The organism is Cobetia sp. PDI-23MA, from assembly GCF_059507735.1.
The window spans coordinates 2,250,203-2,266,264 of the sequence record NZ_CM183352.1 but is presented as its reverse complement, the minus strand read 5'-3'; the positions used below and the strand labels follow the sequence as shown (position 1 = coordinate 2,266,264).

General features: G+C 62.5%; 12 protein-coding genes. 8 read left to right on the top strand and 4 right to left on the bottom strand.

Annotated features, from left to right (window positions below; all coding sequences use genetic code 11):
* Nucleotides 1-530: 530 nt before the first annotated feature.
* Both AC5WNJ_RS09635 and AC5WNJ_RS09630 read left to right on the top strand, forming a co-directional pair.
* A complete protein-coding gene (locus tag AC5WNJ_RS09635) occupies nucleotides 531-1,487 on the top strand; it encodes a GlxA family transcriptional regulator (RefSeq protein WP_054557162.1) in 957 nt (318 codons plus the stop codon).
* A 138-nt stretch (nucleotides 1,488-1,625) separates the two neighbouring features.
* Complete coding sequence (locus AC5WNJ_RS09630; RefSeq protein WP_175090375.1) at nucleotides 1,626-2,549, top strand: hypothetical protein; 924 nt, start codon at nucleotides 1,626-1,628, stop codon at nucleotides 2,547-2,549.
* Between the two features lie 99 nt (nucleotides 2,550-2,648).
* Here the strand turns inward: AC5WNJ_RS09630 and AC5WNJ_RS09625 are convergent, their stop codons facing one another.
* From AC5WNJ_RS09625 to AC5WNJ_RS09610, 4 genes are all read right to left on the bottom strand, one after another.
* Nucleotides 2,649-3,695 (bottom strand): alpha/beta hydrolase, encoded by a 1,047-nt coding sequence (locus AC5WNJ_RS09625; protein WP_254627175.1) that lies wholly within the window; start codon nucleotides 3,693-3,695, stop codon nucleotides 2,649-2,651.
* A 120-nt stretch (nucleotides 3,696-3,815) separates the two neighbouring features.
* Nucleotides 3,816-4,283: a thioesterase family protein gene (locus AC5WNJ_RS09620; protein ID WP_175090374.1), complete on the bottom strand. Its 468-nt coding sequence runs from the start codon at nucleotides 4,281-4,283 to the stop codon at nucleotides 3,816-3,818.
* Nucleotides 4,283-5,236 (bottom strand): L-carnitine dehydrogenase, encoded by a 954-nt coding sequence (locus tag AC5WNJ_RS09615; RefSeq protein WP_175090373.1) that lies wholly within the window; start codon nucleotides 5,234-5,236, stop codon nucleotides 4,283-4,285. Before AC5WNJ_RS09615 ends, AC5WNJ_RS09620 begins: the two co-directional genes overlap by 1 nt.
* Nucleotides 5,233-6,168 carry a beta-keto acid cleavage family enzyme gene (locus AC5WNJ_RS09610; RefSeq protein WP_131432243.1) on the bottom strand — a complete coding sequence of 312 codons (936 nt, stop codon included), beginning with the start codon at nucleotides 6,166-6,168 and terminating at the stop codon, nucleotides 5,233-5,235. The genes AC5WNJ_RS09615 and AC5WNJ_RS09610 overlap by 4 nt, the downstream gene beginning before the upstream one ends.
* Before the next feature lie 544 nt (nucleotides 6,169-6,712).
* Between AC5WNJ_RS09610 and AC5WNJ_RS09605 the strand changes: the two genes are divergently transcribed.
* The 6 genes from AC5WNJ_RS09605 (at nucleotide 6,713) to cydC (ending at nucleotide 15,928) form a co-directional block, all read left to right on the top strand.
* Nucleotides 6,713-8,212 carry a GGDEF domain-containing protein gene (locus AC5WNJ_RS09605; RefSeq protein ID WP_175090372.1) on the top strand — a complete coding sequence of 500 codons (1,500 nt, stop codon included), beginning with the start codon at nucleotides 6,713-6,715 and terminating at the stop codon, nucleotides 8,210-8,212.
* Nucleotides 8,209-9,453: a GGDEF domain-containing protein gene (locus tag AC5WNJ_RS09600; protein ID WP_175090371.1), complete on the top strand. Its 1,245-nt coding sequence runs from the start codon at nucleotides 8,209-8,211 to the stop codon at nucleotides 9,451-9,453. Before AC5WNJ_RS09605 ends, AC5WNJ_RS09600 begins: the two co-directional genes overlap by 4 nt.
* 565 nt (nucleotides 9,454-10,018) lie before the next feature.
* Nucleotides 10,019-11,425, top strand: a complete 1,407-nt coding sequence (locus tag AC5WNJ_RS09595) for a cytochrome ubiquinol oxidase subunit I (RefSeq protein ID WP_175090370.1) — start codon at nucleotides 10,019-10,021, stop codon at nucleotides 11,423-11,425.
* Nucleotides 11,426-11,429: 4 nt separating this feature from the next.
* Nucleotides 11,430-12,428 carry a cytochrome d ubiquinol oxidase subunit II gene (gene cydB / locus AC5WNJ_RS09590; RefSeq protein ID WP_175090369.1) on the top strand — a complete coding sequence of 333 codons (999 nt, stop codon included), beginning with the start codon at nucleotides 11,430-11,432 and terminating at the stop codon, nucleotides 12,426-12,428.
* The gene (gene cydD / locus AC5WNJ_RS09585; protein ID WP_282627929.1) at nucleotides 12,415-14,202 is read left to right on the top strand and encodes a thiol reductant ABC exporter subunit CydD; all 1,788 of its coding nucleotides are present in this window, start codon (nucleotides 12,415-12,417) and stop codon (nucleotides 14,200-14,202) included. Before cydB ends, cydD begins: the two co-directional genes overlap by 14 nt.
* Nucleotides 14,183-15,928: a thiol reductant ABC exporter subunit CydC gene (cydC, locus tag AC5WNJ_RS09580; RefSeq protein ID WP_282627930.1), complete on the top strand. Its 1,746-nt coding sequence runs from the start codon at nucleotides 14,183-14,185 to the stop codon at nucleotides 15,926-15,928. Before cydD ends, cydC begins: the two co-directional genes overlap by 20 nt.
* Nucleotides 15,929-16,062 lie beyond the last annotated feature (134 nt).

Sequence of the window (16,062 nt, the reverse complement as noted above, 5' to 3'; positions counted from 1 at the left end):
CCTGTTCGAGCTGGTCGTAGGGCCAGCGTTCCCTGTCGCGGTCACGGCGGAATGACCGTTCATCTGTTGCGAAAAATTGTTGTCGATAAGGCAACGAGATGAAGACGTGAATGATTGTCGAGAGGCGGCGAAAGACGCTAACTCCTTCAAAGCATTACAATATATTATGTATGGAAATGATTTTGATGGCTACAGCTTCTGGAAAATTGGCTGTGTCGCGAGAGCGCGTTCGCCAGCGAGCCCATTTGGTCACGCCGACGCATTGGCAGGGTCTATCGCGCAGGAGCGTTGCAGCTGTCTGAGAGACAGAAATTATGCAATGATATTCTTGATGTGATACGACTCTTTATTGCCCGAAAGCGACAATGTTGGCCGTCTGATGGGCGCTTTCGGGATATCATTCCGGCGGTGCAGGGGCGTGAGCCGAGCCTGCACCTCAGGGGCTTGCCCTCAGGATGTCATTGACGCTGCTTGCGCTCAGTCGCCGGGCAGGGCGGATTCACCTTCTCACTCTCTGGAGCCACTGCACGATGCGACTCGATTACATCGGCCCACTACCGGAAACCATCGGGTTTCTCTTGCTGCCACGCTTCTCGATGATGGCGTTCTTCGCGGCCGTGGAGCCTCTTCGCATCGCCAATCGCATCAGTGGCAAGCCGCTGTTTCGCTGGCTGCTCATCAGTGAGGATGGCCAGCCGGTCACGTCTTCCAGTGGCATGACGCTGGTCGCCGACCACAGCATTCTCGACATTCGCTCTCTGCCTTCGCTGGCGGTGTGCAGCGGTTTCGAGCCCGAGGCGCACCTCAATCGTGCCCTGACGGGCTGGCTGCATCGTCTCGATGGTGGAGGCTGTGTGCTGGGCGGCCTGGATACCGGGTGTTTTCTGCTGGCGGCGGCAGGACTGCTCGATGGCGAGCGCGTCACGCTGCACTGGGAAAGCCTGCCGGCGTTTCGTGAGCGCTTCCCGACCATCAGTACCTCGGATGAGCTGTTCGAGCTGGGCGCGCGGCGCTTTTCCTGTGCCGGTGGGGCAGCCGCGATGGACATGGCGCTGGATGTGATTGCCCGCCGGCACGGCACGGCGCTGGCGGTGGATGTCTCTGAGCAGCTGGTACACGACCGCATGCGCACGCGGACGGACCAGCAGCGCATGACGTTGGCGCGCCGCCTGGGCACCCACAAGCGCCAGTTGGTCGATGCGGTCGCCCTGATGGAGCAGAACCTGGACACCCCCTTGTCGTTGGAGGAGCTGGCCAAGCGCTGTCGCGTCTCGCTGCGCCAGTTGCAGCGCCTGTTCGAGCAGGAGCTGTCGACCTCGCCGCGAGCCTGGTACCTGCGGCTGCGCCTGGAGCGGGCGCGGCATCTGCTCAAGGAAACCGACCTCGATATTCTCTCGGTCGGACTGTCGAGCGGCTTTACCTCCAGCTCCAGCTTCTCGCGAGCCTACCGCAACCACTTCGGGCACTCTCCTCGCCAGACGCGCTGAGGCCTGGCTGGTCGCCATCGGCGTGATGACGCTGACGTTAATCGTGATGCAGTGGTGAGGCGGGCCTCTTGCATTATCAGGCTGCTCGCCTCCATTACATGAAGATGCTCTCAGCAAGCCCCAAGGAATGGAGCGCGCATGCAGTTCGTGAAATATGCCCGGCAGTTGGCGCGAAACCCGCTGGGGATCATCGCGTTGTTCATCTCGTTGATCTATGGCTTCGCGAGTCTGTTGCTGAATTCGGCGGCCGAGATGCTGACGGTGGCGGAGCGTTGGCCGCTGATCGGTTTCATCGTGGTGTTTCCGCTGCTGGTGCTGGCGGTGTTCTATCGACTCGTGACGCATCATCACGGCAAGTTGTATGCGCCGGGGGATTACGACAAGGACCGCTCCTTCATGCGCACGCTATCGCCAGCTGAGCAGGAGCAGCGTCTGACTCGCGAGGTGCAGGCGTCGCTGGGGGAGAGTGATTGGCAGCAGGGCGGAGTAGACGCCGAGGCTCAGGTATCAGCCGCAGATGAGGATAGCGGTCAGGCCGTCGACGATGCCGATGTTGCGCAGCTGTTGAGCCCTCAGGGCGGCACCGACGAGAAGGCGCCGTTATCGCGTGCCGAGCATCTGGATCATCATCGCCAGCAGGTGACCCGGCTGAAGGATGCGGTGCTGCGTCAGATGCAGGAGTCCTCCACGGCGGGTGGTGGCGGTAGTACGAGCGGCGCGATGACGCGGCATGTGCGTGTCGGCGAGACCGATGCCTGCTTTGATGCACTGCTCGAGGGGGATGGTGCTCCCTTCACGTTCATTGAAGTGAAGGTGCTCAAGCACTACGCCAGAGCGCAGACGGTGCTGCAAAGTCTGCTCTACGAAGCGCTGTTGGTGGACCGCATCCTGGAGGCCAATTTCAGATTGATCGTCGTGGTCGTGCTGACGGATGATTCGTCTCAGGGCATGACGCGGGAGCGGCTGGAGCAAGAGTGGCATCAGCGCATCCGTCAGTGCCCGGTCGCCATCGAGCTGCGCTTCATGTCAGCGGCCAGTCTGAGAACGGAAGCGACGACTTGAGGCTCGAACGTTGCCGCCTGTCACGCAAACGCCCAGTCACGGTGCTCTTGGCTGGGCGTTTGCGTAGCTGGGTATCCATATGTGCGCGGGAAGTCTGCGTCAGTCCAGGTCGCACAGGCGTCGATCGAGGGCTTCACAGAAGGCCCGCCAGGCGTGCTGCATCTCGGGGAGCGCGTGATGCGCATGTAGTGCGGCATGCACCATGCCGCGTGCGCAGCGATAACCGACATCGGCACCGCGCCAGCGCCAGACATCCAACGCTGCTTCCAGCGGTTGGGTCAGCGGATCATGCTCGGCGGCCAGCACTTCGATCTGGCGTGCCGGCGGCTGCTGGGAATGGGCCGGCGAGGGCGAGTAGCTGGCAGAGCGGTCGCCTTCGGCGACGGTCAGCCACATGCTGACCACTTCCTCACGGCCAAGCAGCGGGGCGTCCGAGCCAAGCGCGAACTCATTTTCTTTAGCCAGCACGAAGACCGGGTCCATCGGCGGGTAGATCAGCCCCAGCACATAGCGTGTGGGCTTCTCGGGGGGCGGATTCTCCTGATGGTGGGCCTTCTCCATTTCCGCGCCGTGGGTGCCGAGGCTTTGCATGCGCGTGCCCTGCAGGCCGATGTTGGGCATCTCGGTATCGAGTCGGCGCGCCACATCCATCGCCAGTCGAGCGCCGGCGCTGTCACCGACGATGGCCACCGGTTCGACAGTGGCGGAGAGGTGCTCGATGGTCGCCAGACAATCCGCCAGTGCGTCACGATAGCTGGCTTCTGGCAGCAGGCGATAATCGACACTGACCACTTCACGCCCCAGCTGGGCGGCCAGACTGGAGGCGATGCCCTGATGGCTCTCCGGCGAGCCTATCTGCCAGGCCCCGCCGTGCAGAAACACTACCGGTGCCGGCAGGTTGCCATCCGCCTTGCGTGCCACCTCCGGGATGAAGTGGCGCAGGCGCAGCGGCGTCGCGCGGCCGGCGACCTCGACATGATTTTCATGAGACGTGATGCCCTCCGCGAGTGGCGCACCAAGTTGCTGGCACAGTTGTTCATAGCGCTTGCGGGCGTCTGCCAGCGGCATCTCTACCATTTCATCCATGCCACGTGCGAAGTCATTGATGAAGGTACGACAGGTGATGGGGGAAGGCGTCATGGTCATGAATCGGCTCTCGGCGGGTGTCCCAAGACAATAACACCCCGCCAGAAGACTGGCAGGGTGCGGGTTTCGACGCTGAATCAGCGACTTGTTATCCGAATCGGACACCGATTGTCACATGTCTCAGGCCGTCTTGCGGCGGATGGCGATACGACGACCGGCCGCCTTGGGCCAGTCATCGCTGTCTGCCGACTGGGGCAGGGCGGCAATGCGCTCCGCGACCGCTTCTGGGCAGGGGGTGGGACGACCGCCACTGATGCTCATCGCCATCAACATCTGCTCGCTGGTGGCGATCTCGCCGCCATCGGCATCGGTCAGGGTGAACAGCACGTGCTGGCGCTTGGCGTCATGGTCCAGCAGCAGCACCTTGACCTTGAGCATCTGGCCCTCGTGCGCTTCCGCCAGATAGCACAGGTGCGTCTCCAGGGTGTAGATGGTCAGATCGTGCTCCTTGCGACCTTCCTCCCCCAGGCCCACGTGCTCCATCAGCGCCTCGACCGCCATCGAGAAGGCGCGCGCGTACTCGGCATCGTTCATGTGGCCGTTATAGTCGACCCACTCATGCGGCACCGTGATCTCGAGCAGGTCCATCAGATACGCCCCTCGAGGCCTTCGGCTTCCGGCCAGTACTTGCGGGTCAGGCTCAAGAGCTCGACCAGGAAGTCATCGCGGCGGCGGTCCAGCTCGGCGACCGGGCGGCCTGCTGCCTGGTATTCGCAGCCTTCCACGACCTTGTCGATCAGCTCGTCGGTCAGTTCCGGTGCTTCGAGTTTGGTCCACGGCAGTTTCAGGGCCGGGCCGAACTGTTCGAGCATGTGACGCATGCCCTGCTCGCCACCCGCGAGGTGGAAGGTCAGGAAGGTGCCCATCAGCGACCAGCGCAGACCACAGCCATAGACGACAGCCGCGTCGATCTCTTCGGTGGTGGCGACGCCGTCGTTGACCAGGTGCAGGGCCTCCCGCCACAGCGCTTCCATCAGGCGGTCAGCGATGTGACCTTCGATCTCGCGACGCACGATCAGCGGACGCATCGCCAGCTGCTGGTAGTCATCGCGAGCGCCTTCCAGCAGTGACGGTGAGGTGTGCTCGCCACCGACCAGCTCGACCAGCGGCAGCAGATAGACCGGGTTGAAGGGGTGAGCGACGATGACGCGGCCCGGTGCCTTCTTGCAGTCCTGCTGCAGATCGGTCGGCTTGAAGCCGGAGGTGGAAGAGCCGATCACGACGTGCTCTTCGGCAGCGGCATCAATGGCGCTGAGGATTTCCTGCTTGAGCGGCAGGCGCTCCGGCACGTTCTCCTGGATCAGATCGGCGCCGATCACGGCTTCCTCGAGGGTCGCGGCGAAGCGCAGACGCTCGACGGAGGCACCCTCTGCCAGGCCATCCTTTTCCAGTGCATGCCAGGCATTCGCGACGAAGGCGCGAGTACGGGCTTCGGCGTCCGGCGCCGGGTCAAAGGCGACCACATCCCAGCCATTGGCCAGCGCACGAGAGATCCAGCCATTGCCGATGACACCGGTTCCTACGACAGACAACTGGCTCATGCGACACCTCCAGCGGTTTCGAGTGCGGCGATATCGCCAGCGGTCTTGCCGGTGGACGGATCACGCAGCTTGAGGAATTCACGCGTCTCGGCCGGGGTCATCACGCTGGAACCCAGGTTCTCGATGATGCCGGAGGACTTCTCGACCAGCTGCGCGTTGGTCGCCATCACACCCTTGGACAGATAGAGGTTGTCTTCGAGACCGACGCGAGCGTGACCGCCCAGCAGCACGGCCTGTGCGACCATCGGCATCTGCATGCGGCCGATGCCGAAGGCAGCCCAGTTGGAGTTGGTCGGCAGCTTGTTCTTCATGGTCAGCATGGTTTCGGTGTCGGCTTCCGCGCCCCACGGGATGCCAAGGCACAGCTGGAAGAGCAGGTCGTCGTCGAGCAGACCTTCCTGCTGCAGCTGACGGGCGAACCAGACGTGGCCCAGATCGAAGCACTCGAGCTCCGGCTTGACGCCAGCGGCCTGCACCAGACGAGCGTGCTCGCGCAGCCAGTCAGCGGTGTTGATGTAGACCATGTCGCCGAAGTTCAGGCTGCCGCAGTCCAGGGTGCACAGTTCCGGCAGCAGTTCCTGGATCGGCGCGTGACGCTCGGCCGGGGTCTGGATGTCGGTGCCCGGGCCACCGCGAGTCGGGTCGTTGACGTCCGGAATCCAGTCGCCGCCGCCACCTGCAGTGATGTTCATGACGATGTCGGTGTCGGCGGAACGCACACGGTCCATGACTTCACGGAAGTGCTCGGTGGAGTGGCTGATGCCGCCGGTCTCCGGATCACGCACGTGAATGTGAGCCACGCTGGCACCGGCCTTGGCGGCCGCGATGCAGTCATCGGCGATCTGCTTCGGCGTCACCGGAACATTCGGGTTCTTGCTGGCGGTATCACCCGCGCCAGTGATGGCGCATGTCAGGATAGTCTTGCGATTCATCGTCGGGCCTCACGTGTCAGAACACTTGTCTGCGGTAAGTCGCAGCGGCCATGTCACCAGACGTCAACCTGCACGTCCCGGTCGCATCGCCTCTGCGCCTTTGTTGAACACAGTGTCGTGAAGTTGAGGGCAGTGAGATGATCGGAAGACGCCGGATACTTTGCGTTTTACGTCAACTTTGCTCAGGCCGGGCGCCAACCCGCCCTGATGGACGCGAATGCATCGGTTAGACGCCTAGCGCCTGAGCCTATCGGGCTGCGTCTTGAGGGAGGTACAGCTAGAGGGCGCATCTAAGCCGACGACACTCGCCTGGGCCATTTCCATCATTATCCTGTTGCTGCTCAACGCCATCATCGGTTGAGCCAGTTAGCGCAGTCAGCTGTATCTAGAACACCGGGCCTCATCGAGGCCCGGTGTTTTCGTTGGATTTTCGTCCATCAGCGGGGTATCAACACGGACCTGAGGCGTTTGTCATTTCCGTCAGCGTGCTTTCAACATCGGCGCATGTGATAAAGAAAGCAGGACGATTGAAGGGAAATCAGACATGCCTTCACGAATGGCAATATTGGAGCAGCACCTGAGTGCCACGACCCCTGCGAAGCTGAGCTTTGCCCCTGAACTCGAGAGAGACTTTGAGCAGTTCGAGCATCGTCGGCGGGTAAGCCGTGCCGTAATGGGTTGCTGGAGCCTGATCATCTTTCAGCTGATGTTCGTGCTCTATGACACCGTCTATGCGCCGATCGTGATGCCGGTGACAGAGAATCTCGCCGTGATGCTGCGCCTGTATGTCTGCATCGCACTCGCGATACTCGTGCTGGTCCTCAAGAGCGAGGTCTGTCGTTCCGCCGGGCGCGAGGCGCTGCTGGTCGCGACCCTGTGGGGCGTGATCGGCCTGGCGGCGTGGCTGGCGGTGCGCGAGAATCACCTGCGCTGCTTCCTCGAACTCTATGCGCTGGGCGTGGTGCCACTGATCGGTATCGTCCTGATGCAGATTCGTTTCGTCTCGGCTCTGGTGCTGTCGGCAGGGGGAATGGCCATCGTGATGAGCGTAGCGCTGAGTGTCGCGATGCCCTATGCCCACATGGACTTCGCGATCGCCTTCGTTTTCATGGCGTTCTGCCTGTTTTCGCTGGTTGCCAGCTTTCGCATAGAGTTCTCGGCCCGCCATGCCTACCTGATGACCTCCATCGATCAACTGCGTCTGCAGGATGTCGAGTCGCGCAATGCCGAGCTGCAGGAAATGGCCAGCTTCGACCCCTTGACCCAGCTCTACAATCGCCGTCATCTGATCGAGGTGCTCAAGCAGCACCATGGCGATGCTCAGCAGGCAAAGAACGGCGTGTCAGCGTCCCATCCGGTGCCACCCTTACCATGTCTGGCGCTGATGATGATGGATGTCGATCACTTCAAGGCCTTCAATGATCACTACGGACATGTTGCGGGCGACAACTGCCTGTATCAGATCGCCCAGGCCTTGCACGAAACACTGGACAGAGAAAAAGGCGCTGGCAACGCCGGTGCTCTCGAGGGGAAAGAGGCTGCGTTGGCCAGCGTCGTCCGCTTCGGTGGCGAGGAATTTACCGCCCTGGTGGCCGTGCGGGATCTCGAGCATGCGCGCAGCCTGGCCGAGGCGATGCGCTATGCCATCAAGTCGCTCAAGCTGCCTCACCGCGAGTCGGAACTCGGCGTCGTCACCCTGAGTGTGGGGCTTTGCGTCATCCCCTTGTCGTACCTGCTCGAGGGCGAGGGGATGGAGGATGAGATGACGCGTGACATGGCGGTCGAGACGCTGCTCAGCCGCTGGGTCGATCAGGCCGACAAGGGGCTCTATCGTGCCAAGCGCCATGGCCGCAACCGTACCTGCGTGCAACGTGGCAACGGCCATGACAAGGCGCGCGCCCAGGTCAGTGATGACCTGCGTGATGGCCTTCATGACGAGCGCCAGGCTGCGCCGCAGGGTAAGCGGCAGAATGCGCAGCACGATGAACAGAAGGCTGAGCTGCCTGATCACAGGCCGCCGATGGGCGGAGCGGGCCTGTCATGAGAAGTCAAAAGCGACTCCCCGGCGGCCGTGAGGCGATGATGCCCGCGGCGGTGGCCGCCGAGCGCGGGGTCGTCGAGGGGCTGATCGACGGTCATGGCGCGTCACGCTGGCGGCTCATGTTTCCTGATGCCCTCGAGACCCGGTATGTGGAAGAGACACGCGTCTCGCGCACGCGTGGCTTGCTGTATTCCGGCATCTTCGCCTTCGTGATGTATGCCACCTTCCTGATCAGTGACACCATTCATCGCAGTGAGGACCTGGCACTGGCCGCCATGCTGCGGCTGGGCTGTGTCTGCGTGGTGGCCATGCTGGTGCTGCCGCTGGTGCAGCGCGCGTCTTCCATGCGGCTCAAGGAATGGCTGATGACTGCGCTGGTGATCAACACCATGCTGGTCAGCGCCATCCTGTTGCAGCTCTCGCGCACCGAGCTTTCGCATGTCGATACGCTGTTGTTCGGCTTCTTTCCGATGGTCGGCAACATTCTCTTTCGGCTGCGCTTCCCCCAGGCACTGACGGCGTCGCTGACCTGCACGCTCATCATGGCCGGGGTGATCGTGTTGGAACCTGCCGGTCAGGAGGGGCTGGAGCTGCTGGCGATGGTGATATTCGTCAGCACCACGGGACTTTCGCTATTGGCCAATTACCAGCTCGAGCACAATCAGCGGCAGGTGTGGTTGCTGCGCCAGCGTGAGCGACTGTTGCTGGAGGAGAAGCGTGCTGCCGGTCAGCGCCTTACCCGAGAAGCCAACTGCGATGCACTGACGGGCGTCTACAACCGGCGTCACCTGGAACGGGATCTGGCCCAGCGCTGGGCGGACCTGACCCGTGAGAATGGGCTGGCGATCCTGATGGTGGATGTCGATTACTTCAAGACTTACAACGACCATCATGGCCATGTGGAAGGGGATCACTGCCTGCGGCAGGTCGCCGAGGCCCTCCAGGCCGCCATCGGCCCGCAGCCGGGCATGGTGGTGCGCTATGGCGGCGAGGAATTCCTGGTTCTGCTGGAGTCAGTGACCGAGCGGCAATTGCGGGCCTGCGCCGAACGCATCCGTCGCAAGGTGCGTGCGCTCAAGCTCATCCACCCCGAAAGCTCCGTGGCGAAAGTACTGACCGTCAGTGTCGGGGCGGTGTGCTACAAGGCTGAGCAGCACACCAACTTCACCGACCTTGTACGTGCCGCCGATGCAGCATTATATGATGCCAAGCATCAGGGCCGTGATCGGTGTGTCGTGGGGTGAGTGACTGCGCCAGAGTGGTGGAACAGAACAAGAAGAAGAGGGCAAAGTAAGAGGTTTGGCAAAAAAGCAATCGAGGCATGGAAGCAAATAACATGTATTCTCGAAAGGGTATGTCTTTACATAAGTCTATATTAATGTAAGTGCTCGAATCAGTGGGGGCGTCCAATGGCAGTCAAGCTGCTCCGGCACTGATTTTGATTATCATTGGCCGTGTCTGAAGCTCGGTGTTTGGGTATCTTGATATGCGTCAATAAATACGGTTATGCAGCGAAAGAAAGGTGGTAAGTGGAAGTGATCTGAGTGAAAAATACGGAGATGCTGCCATGCAATATGGCGGGCCCTGTCACGCAGCATTTGATGATGATGGGTACGGCCAGGCCTGCGGCAATACGTCATCGTGCATGTTAGAACGTTGTTTTCTATGCTCCGTATGTCAGTAAAAAGCATTGAGCCTGTCTATCGTGTGATCACGGCCTGACCGTGATATCGCTGCCACAGAGTGCTCTGTCTCTGGATGAGGCGCGCGCTGTGCAATCCTGAAGCTTGAAGTCGTGAGGAGTCGCCCATGGAACTGGATCCCGTGATGCTGTCGCGAATACAGTTCGGTTTTGTCGTGTCATTCCACGCCGTCTTCCCGGTGTTTACTATCGGTCTGGCGTCCTATGTTGCCTTGTTGCACGGGCTTTATTACAAGACGGGCAATGCTGCCTGGGATCGACTTGCCGCCTTCTGGGTGAAGGTATTTGCCGTGGTATTCGCCATGGGGGTGGTTTCGGGAATCGTGATGGCCTTCCAGTTCGGTACCAACTGGAGCAACTTCAGTTATGCCAGCTCCAACTTCATCGGCCCGATGCTCAGCTATGAGGTGGTGACGGCCTTCTTCCTGGAGGCGGGCTTCCTCGGCGTGCTGTTGTTTGGGCGAGGCAAGGTGCCGGAAGGGGTTCATCTGTTCTCAGCTCTGATGGTGGCACTGGGGACCTTCATCTCTTCGTTCTGGATTCTCTCCACCAATAGCTGGATGCAGACCCCGGCAGGCGTGGAGCTGGTAGATGGCCACTTCTTCGTCAAGGACTGGGCCGCTGCAATCTTCAATGCCTCCCTGCCGTATCGCTTCGCCCATATGGCGATCGCCTCCTTCCTGACCGGTGGCTTTGTCGTGGCGGGGGTAAGTGCCTGGTATCTGCTGATCAAACGCGACGTGGAAGCCAACAAGCGGGCCTTGTCCATGTGCATGTGGTTGCTGCTGGTGCTGGCTCCGGCCCAGGCGGTGGTGGGTGACATGCACGGTATCAATACCCTGGAACATCAGCCGACCAAGGTCGCCGCGATGGAAGGCAACTGGGAGACTCAGTCGGGCGCGCCGCTGCTGCTGTTCGCCTGGCCGGACAAGGAAGCCCAGACCAACCACTTCGAGATCGCGATTCCCAAGCTTGCCAGTCTGATTCTGACTCATGACCCCGACGGTGTGGTGCCGGGGCTCAAGGAGGTCGCGCCTGACAAGCAGCCGCCGGTGTGGTTCGTGTTCTGGTCGTTCCGCGTGATGGTGGCGATGGGGCTCTTGATGATCGCCGTGGCTTTCATCGGTTTCTATCTGCGCCGCGGGGGCAGGCTCTATCACTCACGTCCTTTCCTGCAGACGCTGCGCCTGATGTCCATTGCGCCATTCTTCGCCGTGCTGGCGGGCTGGTTCGTGACCGAGGCCGGGCGGTCGCCATGGTTGGTTTACGGGATGATGACTCAGCAGGAGGCCGTTACGCCGTCACTCACCGGATGGATGGTGCTGACCACTCTGATCGGCTACTTCCTGGTCTATCTGGTGGTCTTCGTGACCGGCAGCTACTACCTGACCCGCGTCATCCGCGGTGGCATGCAACCGGAACTGCCGCATGACGAAGTCGAGACCGCGATGCGTCCGCTGTCTGCCGCCCATGAGAGCCTGGATGACGATGCCAGCCGTACGGTGAGGAGTTGAGCTGATGGAAATGATCAATCTGACAATGATCTGGGCGCTGATCATCGGTTTCGGCGTCATGATGTACATCCTGATGGATGGCTTCGATCTCGGGGTGGGCATCCTGTATCCCTTCGCTCCTGACGAGCACGCCCGCGACGTGATGATGAACTCGGTCGCGCCCATCTGGGATGGCAACGAGACCTGGCTGGTGCTGGGTGGGGCCGGGTTGCTGGCCGCCTTCCCAGCGGTCTACACCATCCTGCTGCCGGCGCTATATCTGGGGGTGTTCCTGATGTTGGCGGGGCTGATCTTCCGGGGCATCGCTTTCGAGTTCCGCTTCAAGTCCTCGCGCAATCGTCACTGGTGGAACATCGCCTTCAGCGGCGGCTCCTTCCTGGCGACCTTCTGTCAAGGCGTGGTGGTCGGTGCCTATATTCAGGGCTTCGCCACTGAAGGGCACGTCTATGTCGGCGGCGCCTTTGACTGGCTGTCCCCGTTCACCGTGATCACCGGGCTTGCGCTGGTGGCAGGTTATGCCCTGCTGGGGGCCACCTGGACCATCATGAAGAGCGAGGGCGAGGTGCAGGAGTGGGCCTATCGCATCACGCCGAAACTGCTGATTGCCGTGCTGGTCGGCTTCGGGGTCATCAGTCTCTACACCCCGTTCGTGGATGACTATGTGCGGGAGCGCTGGTTCGATCATCTGGGCGTGTTCTGGGTCTTCCCGGTACTGGCGCTGTGCTGCGCGGCATTGATCTGGCGGGCCACCAGCAAGCGCCTGGAAGGACAGCCCTTCGTGGCGACGCTGGGTCTGTTCCTGTTCACTTATCTCGGGCTGATCTTCAGCAAGTGGCCGTATCTGGTGCCACCGGATATCACCTTGTGGGACGCTGCCTCCGCGCCGGAATCGCAGTTGTTCCTGCTGTTGGGCGTCCTGTTCGTCATTCCGATGGTGCTGGGCTATACCGCCTGGAGCTACTGGGTGTTCCGCGGCAAGGTCAAGGAAGGTGGCTATCACTGAATCAGTCAAGTCCCCGGTCGGTAACGCTGATCGGGGCACCCGAAAATGCAGCCAGGCCGGTCGATGGCTGAGACAGCAGGCGACGCGAGAGCGTCGCCTGCTTGGGTTTGCGGCGTGCTTCGGCATCCTGGCCGGCGGCCTGACGGTCGCCCAGCTGGTGCTTGCCGCCTGGGTGATCAGCGAAGCCATCGCGTCTCCCGCCGCGCTGGGAGAGCTCATATGGCCCTTCGTCGGTCTGCTGGCGCTCCTGGGCGCGCGGGTGCTGGCGACGGGGGCACAGGAGCTGCTGGCCCAGCGTGCCAGCCAGCGACTGCGCCAAGCCATTCGTGGCGAGGTGCTGACAGCGCTCGAGACATTGGGGCCGGTCCGCGCTGCCCGTTATCACAGTGCCGAGCTCGCCCAGCGCTGGGTGGAACAGGTCGAGGCGCTGGAAGGCTACTTCGCGCGCTTTCATGTGCAGATGCGCCTGGTGGTGATCACGCCGCTGGTGATTCTTGTCATCGTGCTCAGTCAGGACTGGCTGGCGGCCATCCTGCTGGCGCTGACCGCGCCGCTGATACCGCTGTTCATGGCATTGGTCGGCATGGGGGCCGAGTCGCTCAATCGTGACCAGTTTCAGGCGGTCTCTCGGCTGTCGCGTCACTTCGTCGATCGGGTGCGTGCCATCACCACCCTGCGGCTGTTCGGGCTAGGGGATCTGGCGACTCGTGAGGTGACGCTGGTGGCCGATGATTACCGCAAACGCAGCCTGCGCACCTTGCGGCTCGCCTTCCTGTCATCGGCGGTGTTGGAGTTCTTTGCCTCGGTGTCGATCGCCGTGGTCGCCATCTACATCGGCTTCGGCCTGCTCGGCGACATCCCCATCGGGCCCGCCGATGAGCTGACGCTGTTCAGTGCACTGGTGATCCTGCTGCTGGCGCCCGAGTTCTTCCAGCCGTTACGCACCCTGTCGCAGTTCTATCATGATCGCGCTGCGGCGCTGGCCGCCTCCGAGACGCTGATGGAGATTCTCGCCGCTGCCGATGGCGCGCCGACGCGCCATGCCGACCCTGTGGCGAAGCCTGCGCCTGGTGACGCTGCCGCCTCAGCGACAGATGAGCTGTTGCGCCTGACGGAGGTCTGTCTGAGCCACCCCGAGCGCGGTCAGGTACTCGGGCCGCTGGATCTGGCACTGATGGAGGGCGAGGTGCTGGTCTTCAGCGGGGCGTCCGGGGCAGGCAAGTCGACCCTGCTTCAGGTGATCGCCGGGTTCGTGGCCCCGGACAGCGGTCAGCGTCAGATAGCCCCCTCCACGCGGCTTGCCTGGATGGATCAACGCCCGCTGCTGATGCAGGGCAGTCTGGCCGACAATTTGCGGATCACTGCTCCCCTGGCCAGTGACGCCGAGATCACCCGCGCGCTTGAGCGCGCCGGGCTTGAGGCCGTGCTTGCCGCCTTGCCCCACGGCATCGACACGCCGCTTGGCGAGGGCGGACGTGGGCTGTCCGGTGGTCAGGCACAGCGCCTGGCGTTGGCGCGGGTATTTCTGAGCGATGCCGCGCTGGTGCTGCTCGATGAGCCCACCGCTAGTCTTGATGCCGAGACGGAACGTCATCTGATCGCGGGCTTCGAGGGATTGAGCGCGCAAGGGCGAACTCTGGTGATCGCGACCCACCATCCGGCGCTGATCGCCATGGCGACGTGCCACCTGGTGCTGGAGGAGGGGCGAATCCTGCCAGTGACAGCCGGAGCGACGAGCCAACAGGAGGACGAGCGTGACACATCCCGAGACTGACAGTGTGACCTTGCGCGAGGCGCTTACGCGCTTGGCTCCCTGGTGGCGTCTGCATGATCGCTATCGCCGTCGCCTGATACTCGGCGTGGTGCTGATGCTGCTCACGGCCTGCTCGGCGCTCGGCCTGTTGGCGGTGTCTGGCTGGTTCATCACCGCGTCCGCCCTGACGGGGGCGGCGTTGGCCGCTGGCGCGGCCATGACACTCGATGTCTACACCCCGGGCAGCGGCATTCGACTGTTCGCCGTCGTGCGCACCGTGTCGCGCTATCTGGAGCGGCTCTACAACCACGACACCATCCTGCGTCTGTTGGCCAGTCTACGCGGCACGGCGTTTGCCGCACTGGTGACGATGGACCCCGCGCGGGTGGCGGCGCGGCGTTCCAGTGACTGGCTCAATCGCCTCACCGCGGATATCGACACCCTGGATGCGCTTTACCTGCGTCTGGCAGCGCCGCCACTGATGGCGCTGGGGCTGATCGCGGTCTTGGTGGGGCTGGTCGCTGTCTGGCTGCCGGTAACGGCGGCGTGGCTGGCGGGACTCCTCGTGCTGGGCTGGGCCTGGTTGACGCTGGGCCAGGCGCGCTGGGGGCTGGCTGCCAGTCGACGACGCGTCACGACCCTGGAGGCGTTGCGCTCGGCACTGATGGAAACGCTACGCGGTCAGGCGGAGCTTGAAGCCTATGCGGCGCTGGGCAGTGCCCGCCAGCGGCTGGACGAGATCGAATCGCGGCTGTTGAAGGATCAGTGGCGTTTGGCGGTGATCGCGGCCATCGGCAACGGGCTGGCCAGTCTGGTGATCGGCCTTGCGTGGCTGCTGTTGCTGGCGGCCGCCATGCAGGGGATGGCGGATGAGCGACTGACACCGGCGGTGATGGTCATGCTGCCGCTCGCGGCCATGGCCTTGAGTGAGGGCCTGGCGGGTTTGCCTGCTGCCTTCACCCAGGCCGGCGCCAGCCTGGGGGCTGCCGAACGTCTCAATGAGCTGTCCTTCGCCACTCGCGCGCTGAAGGGGCAGCAGGCTCTGGCCAGCGGAGCCGTCCGGGTACAGATACAGCAGGTGTCGTGGCGTTATCCCGGTGCCTGGTTCGAGGCGCTGCATGAGGTAACGCTTGATATCGTCCCAGGTACCCAACTGGCCATCTGTGGAGCATCCGGTTCCGGCAAGTCGACGCTGGCGGCCTTGCTGACTGGTCAGACGCGCCTGCAGAGCGGCAGCATCCTGCTCAATGATCAGCCCATCGAGGCCTGTTCGCCCGAGGCGCTTTCCCATGCGGTGGGCTGTCTGACCCAGCAGGTGGAGCTGCTGGATGCTAGCCTTGCCGACAACCTGCGACTGGGCGCGCGTCAGGCCAGCGATGCGCAGGTCTGGCAGGCTCTGGAAGCGGTGGACCTTGCCGGGTGGGCACGCCAGTTGCCGCAGGGGCTCGCCACCCGAGTGGGTGAGGGCGGCCGGCAGGTCTCGGGGGGGCAGGCGCGGCGCCTGGGGTTGGCGCGTCTCGTGCTGACGGACCCGGGATTGCTGATTCTGGACGAACCCTTTTCCGGCCTGGATGCGCGCACCACACAGCGTATGGCACAGCGTCTGGAGGGTTGGTTCAAGGCGCGAACGGTGATCTATCTGCTGCATGAGCATGACTTGGCTTCACCGCGCCCCGGTACGCAGAGCATCACTCGGGTTCACTCACTTCCGGTAACGAGTAGCGTTCTGGCGCAAAAGAAACTCTGATCCCGGAATCCTCTCTGTGGCCATCGACCTGGCTTGCAGAATGACATGCACGGTTACCTCTCAGGCCGTGCATTTCCTAGTGACGATCTTTTTTCCTGTCTTAAGCCTTCGCTAAGCTGGCGACCCTAGTCTGG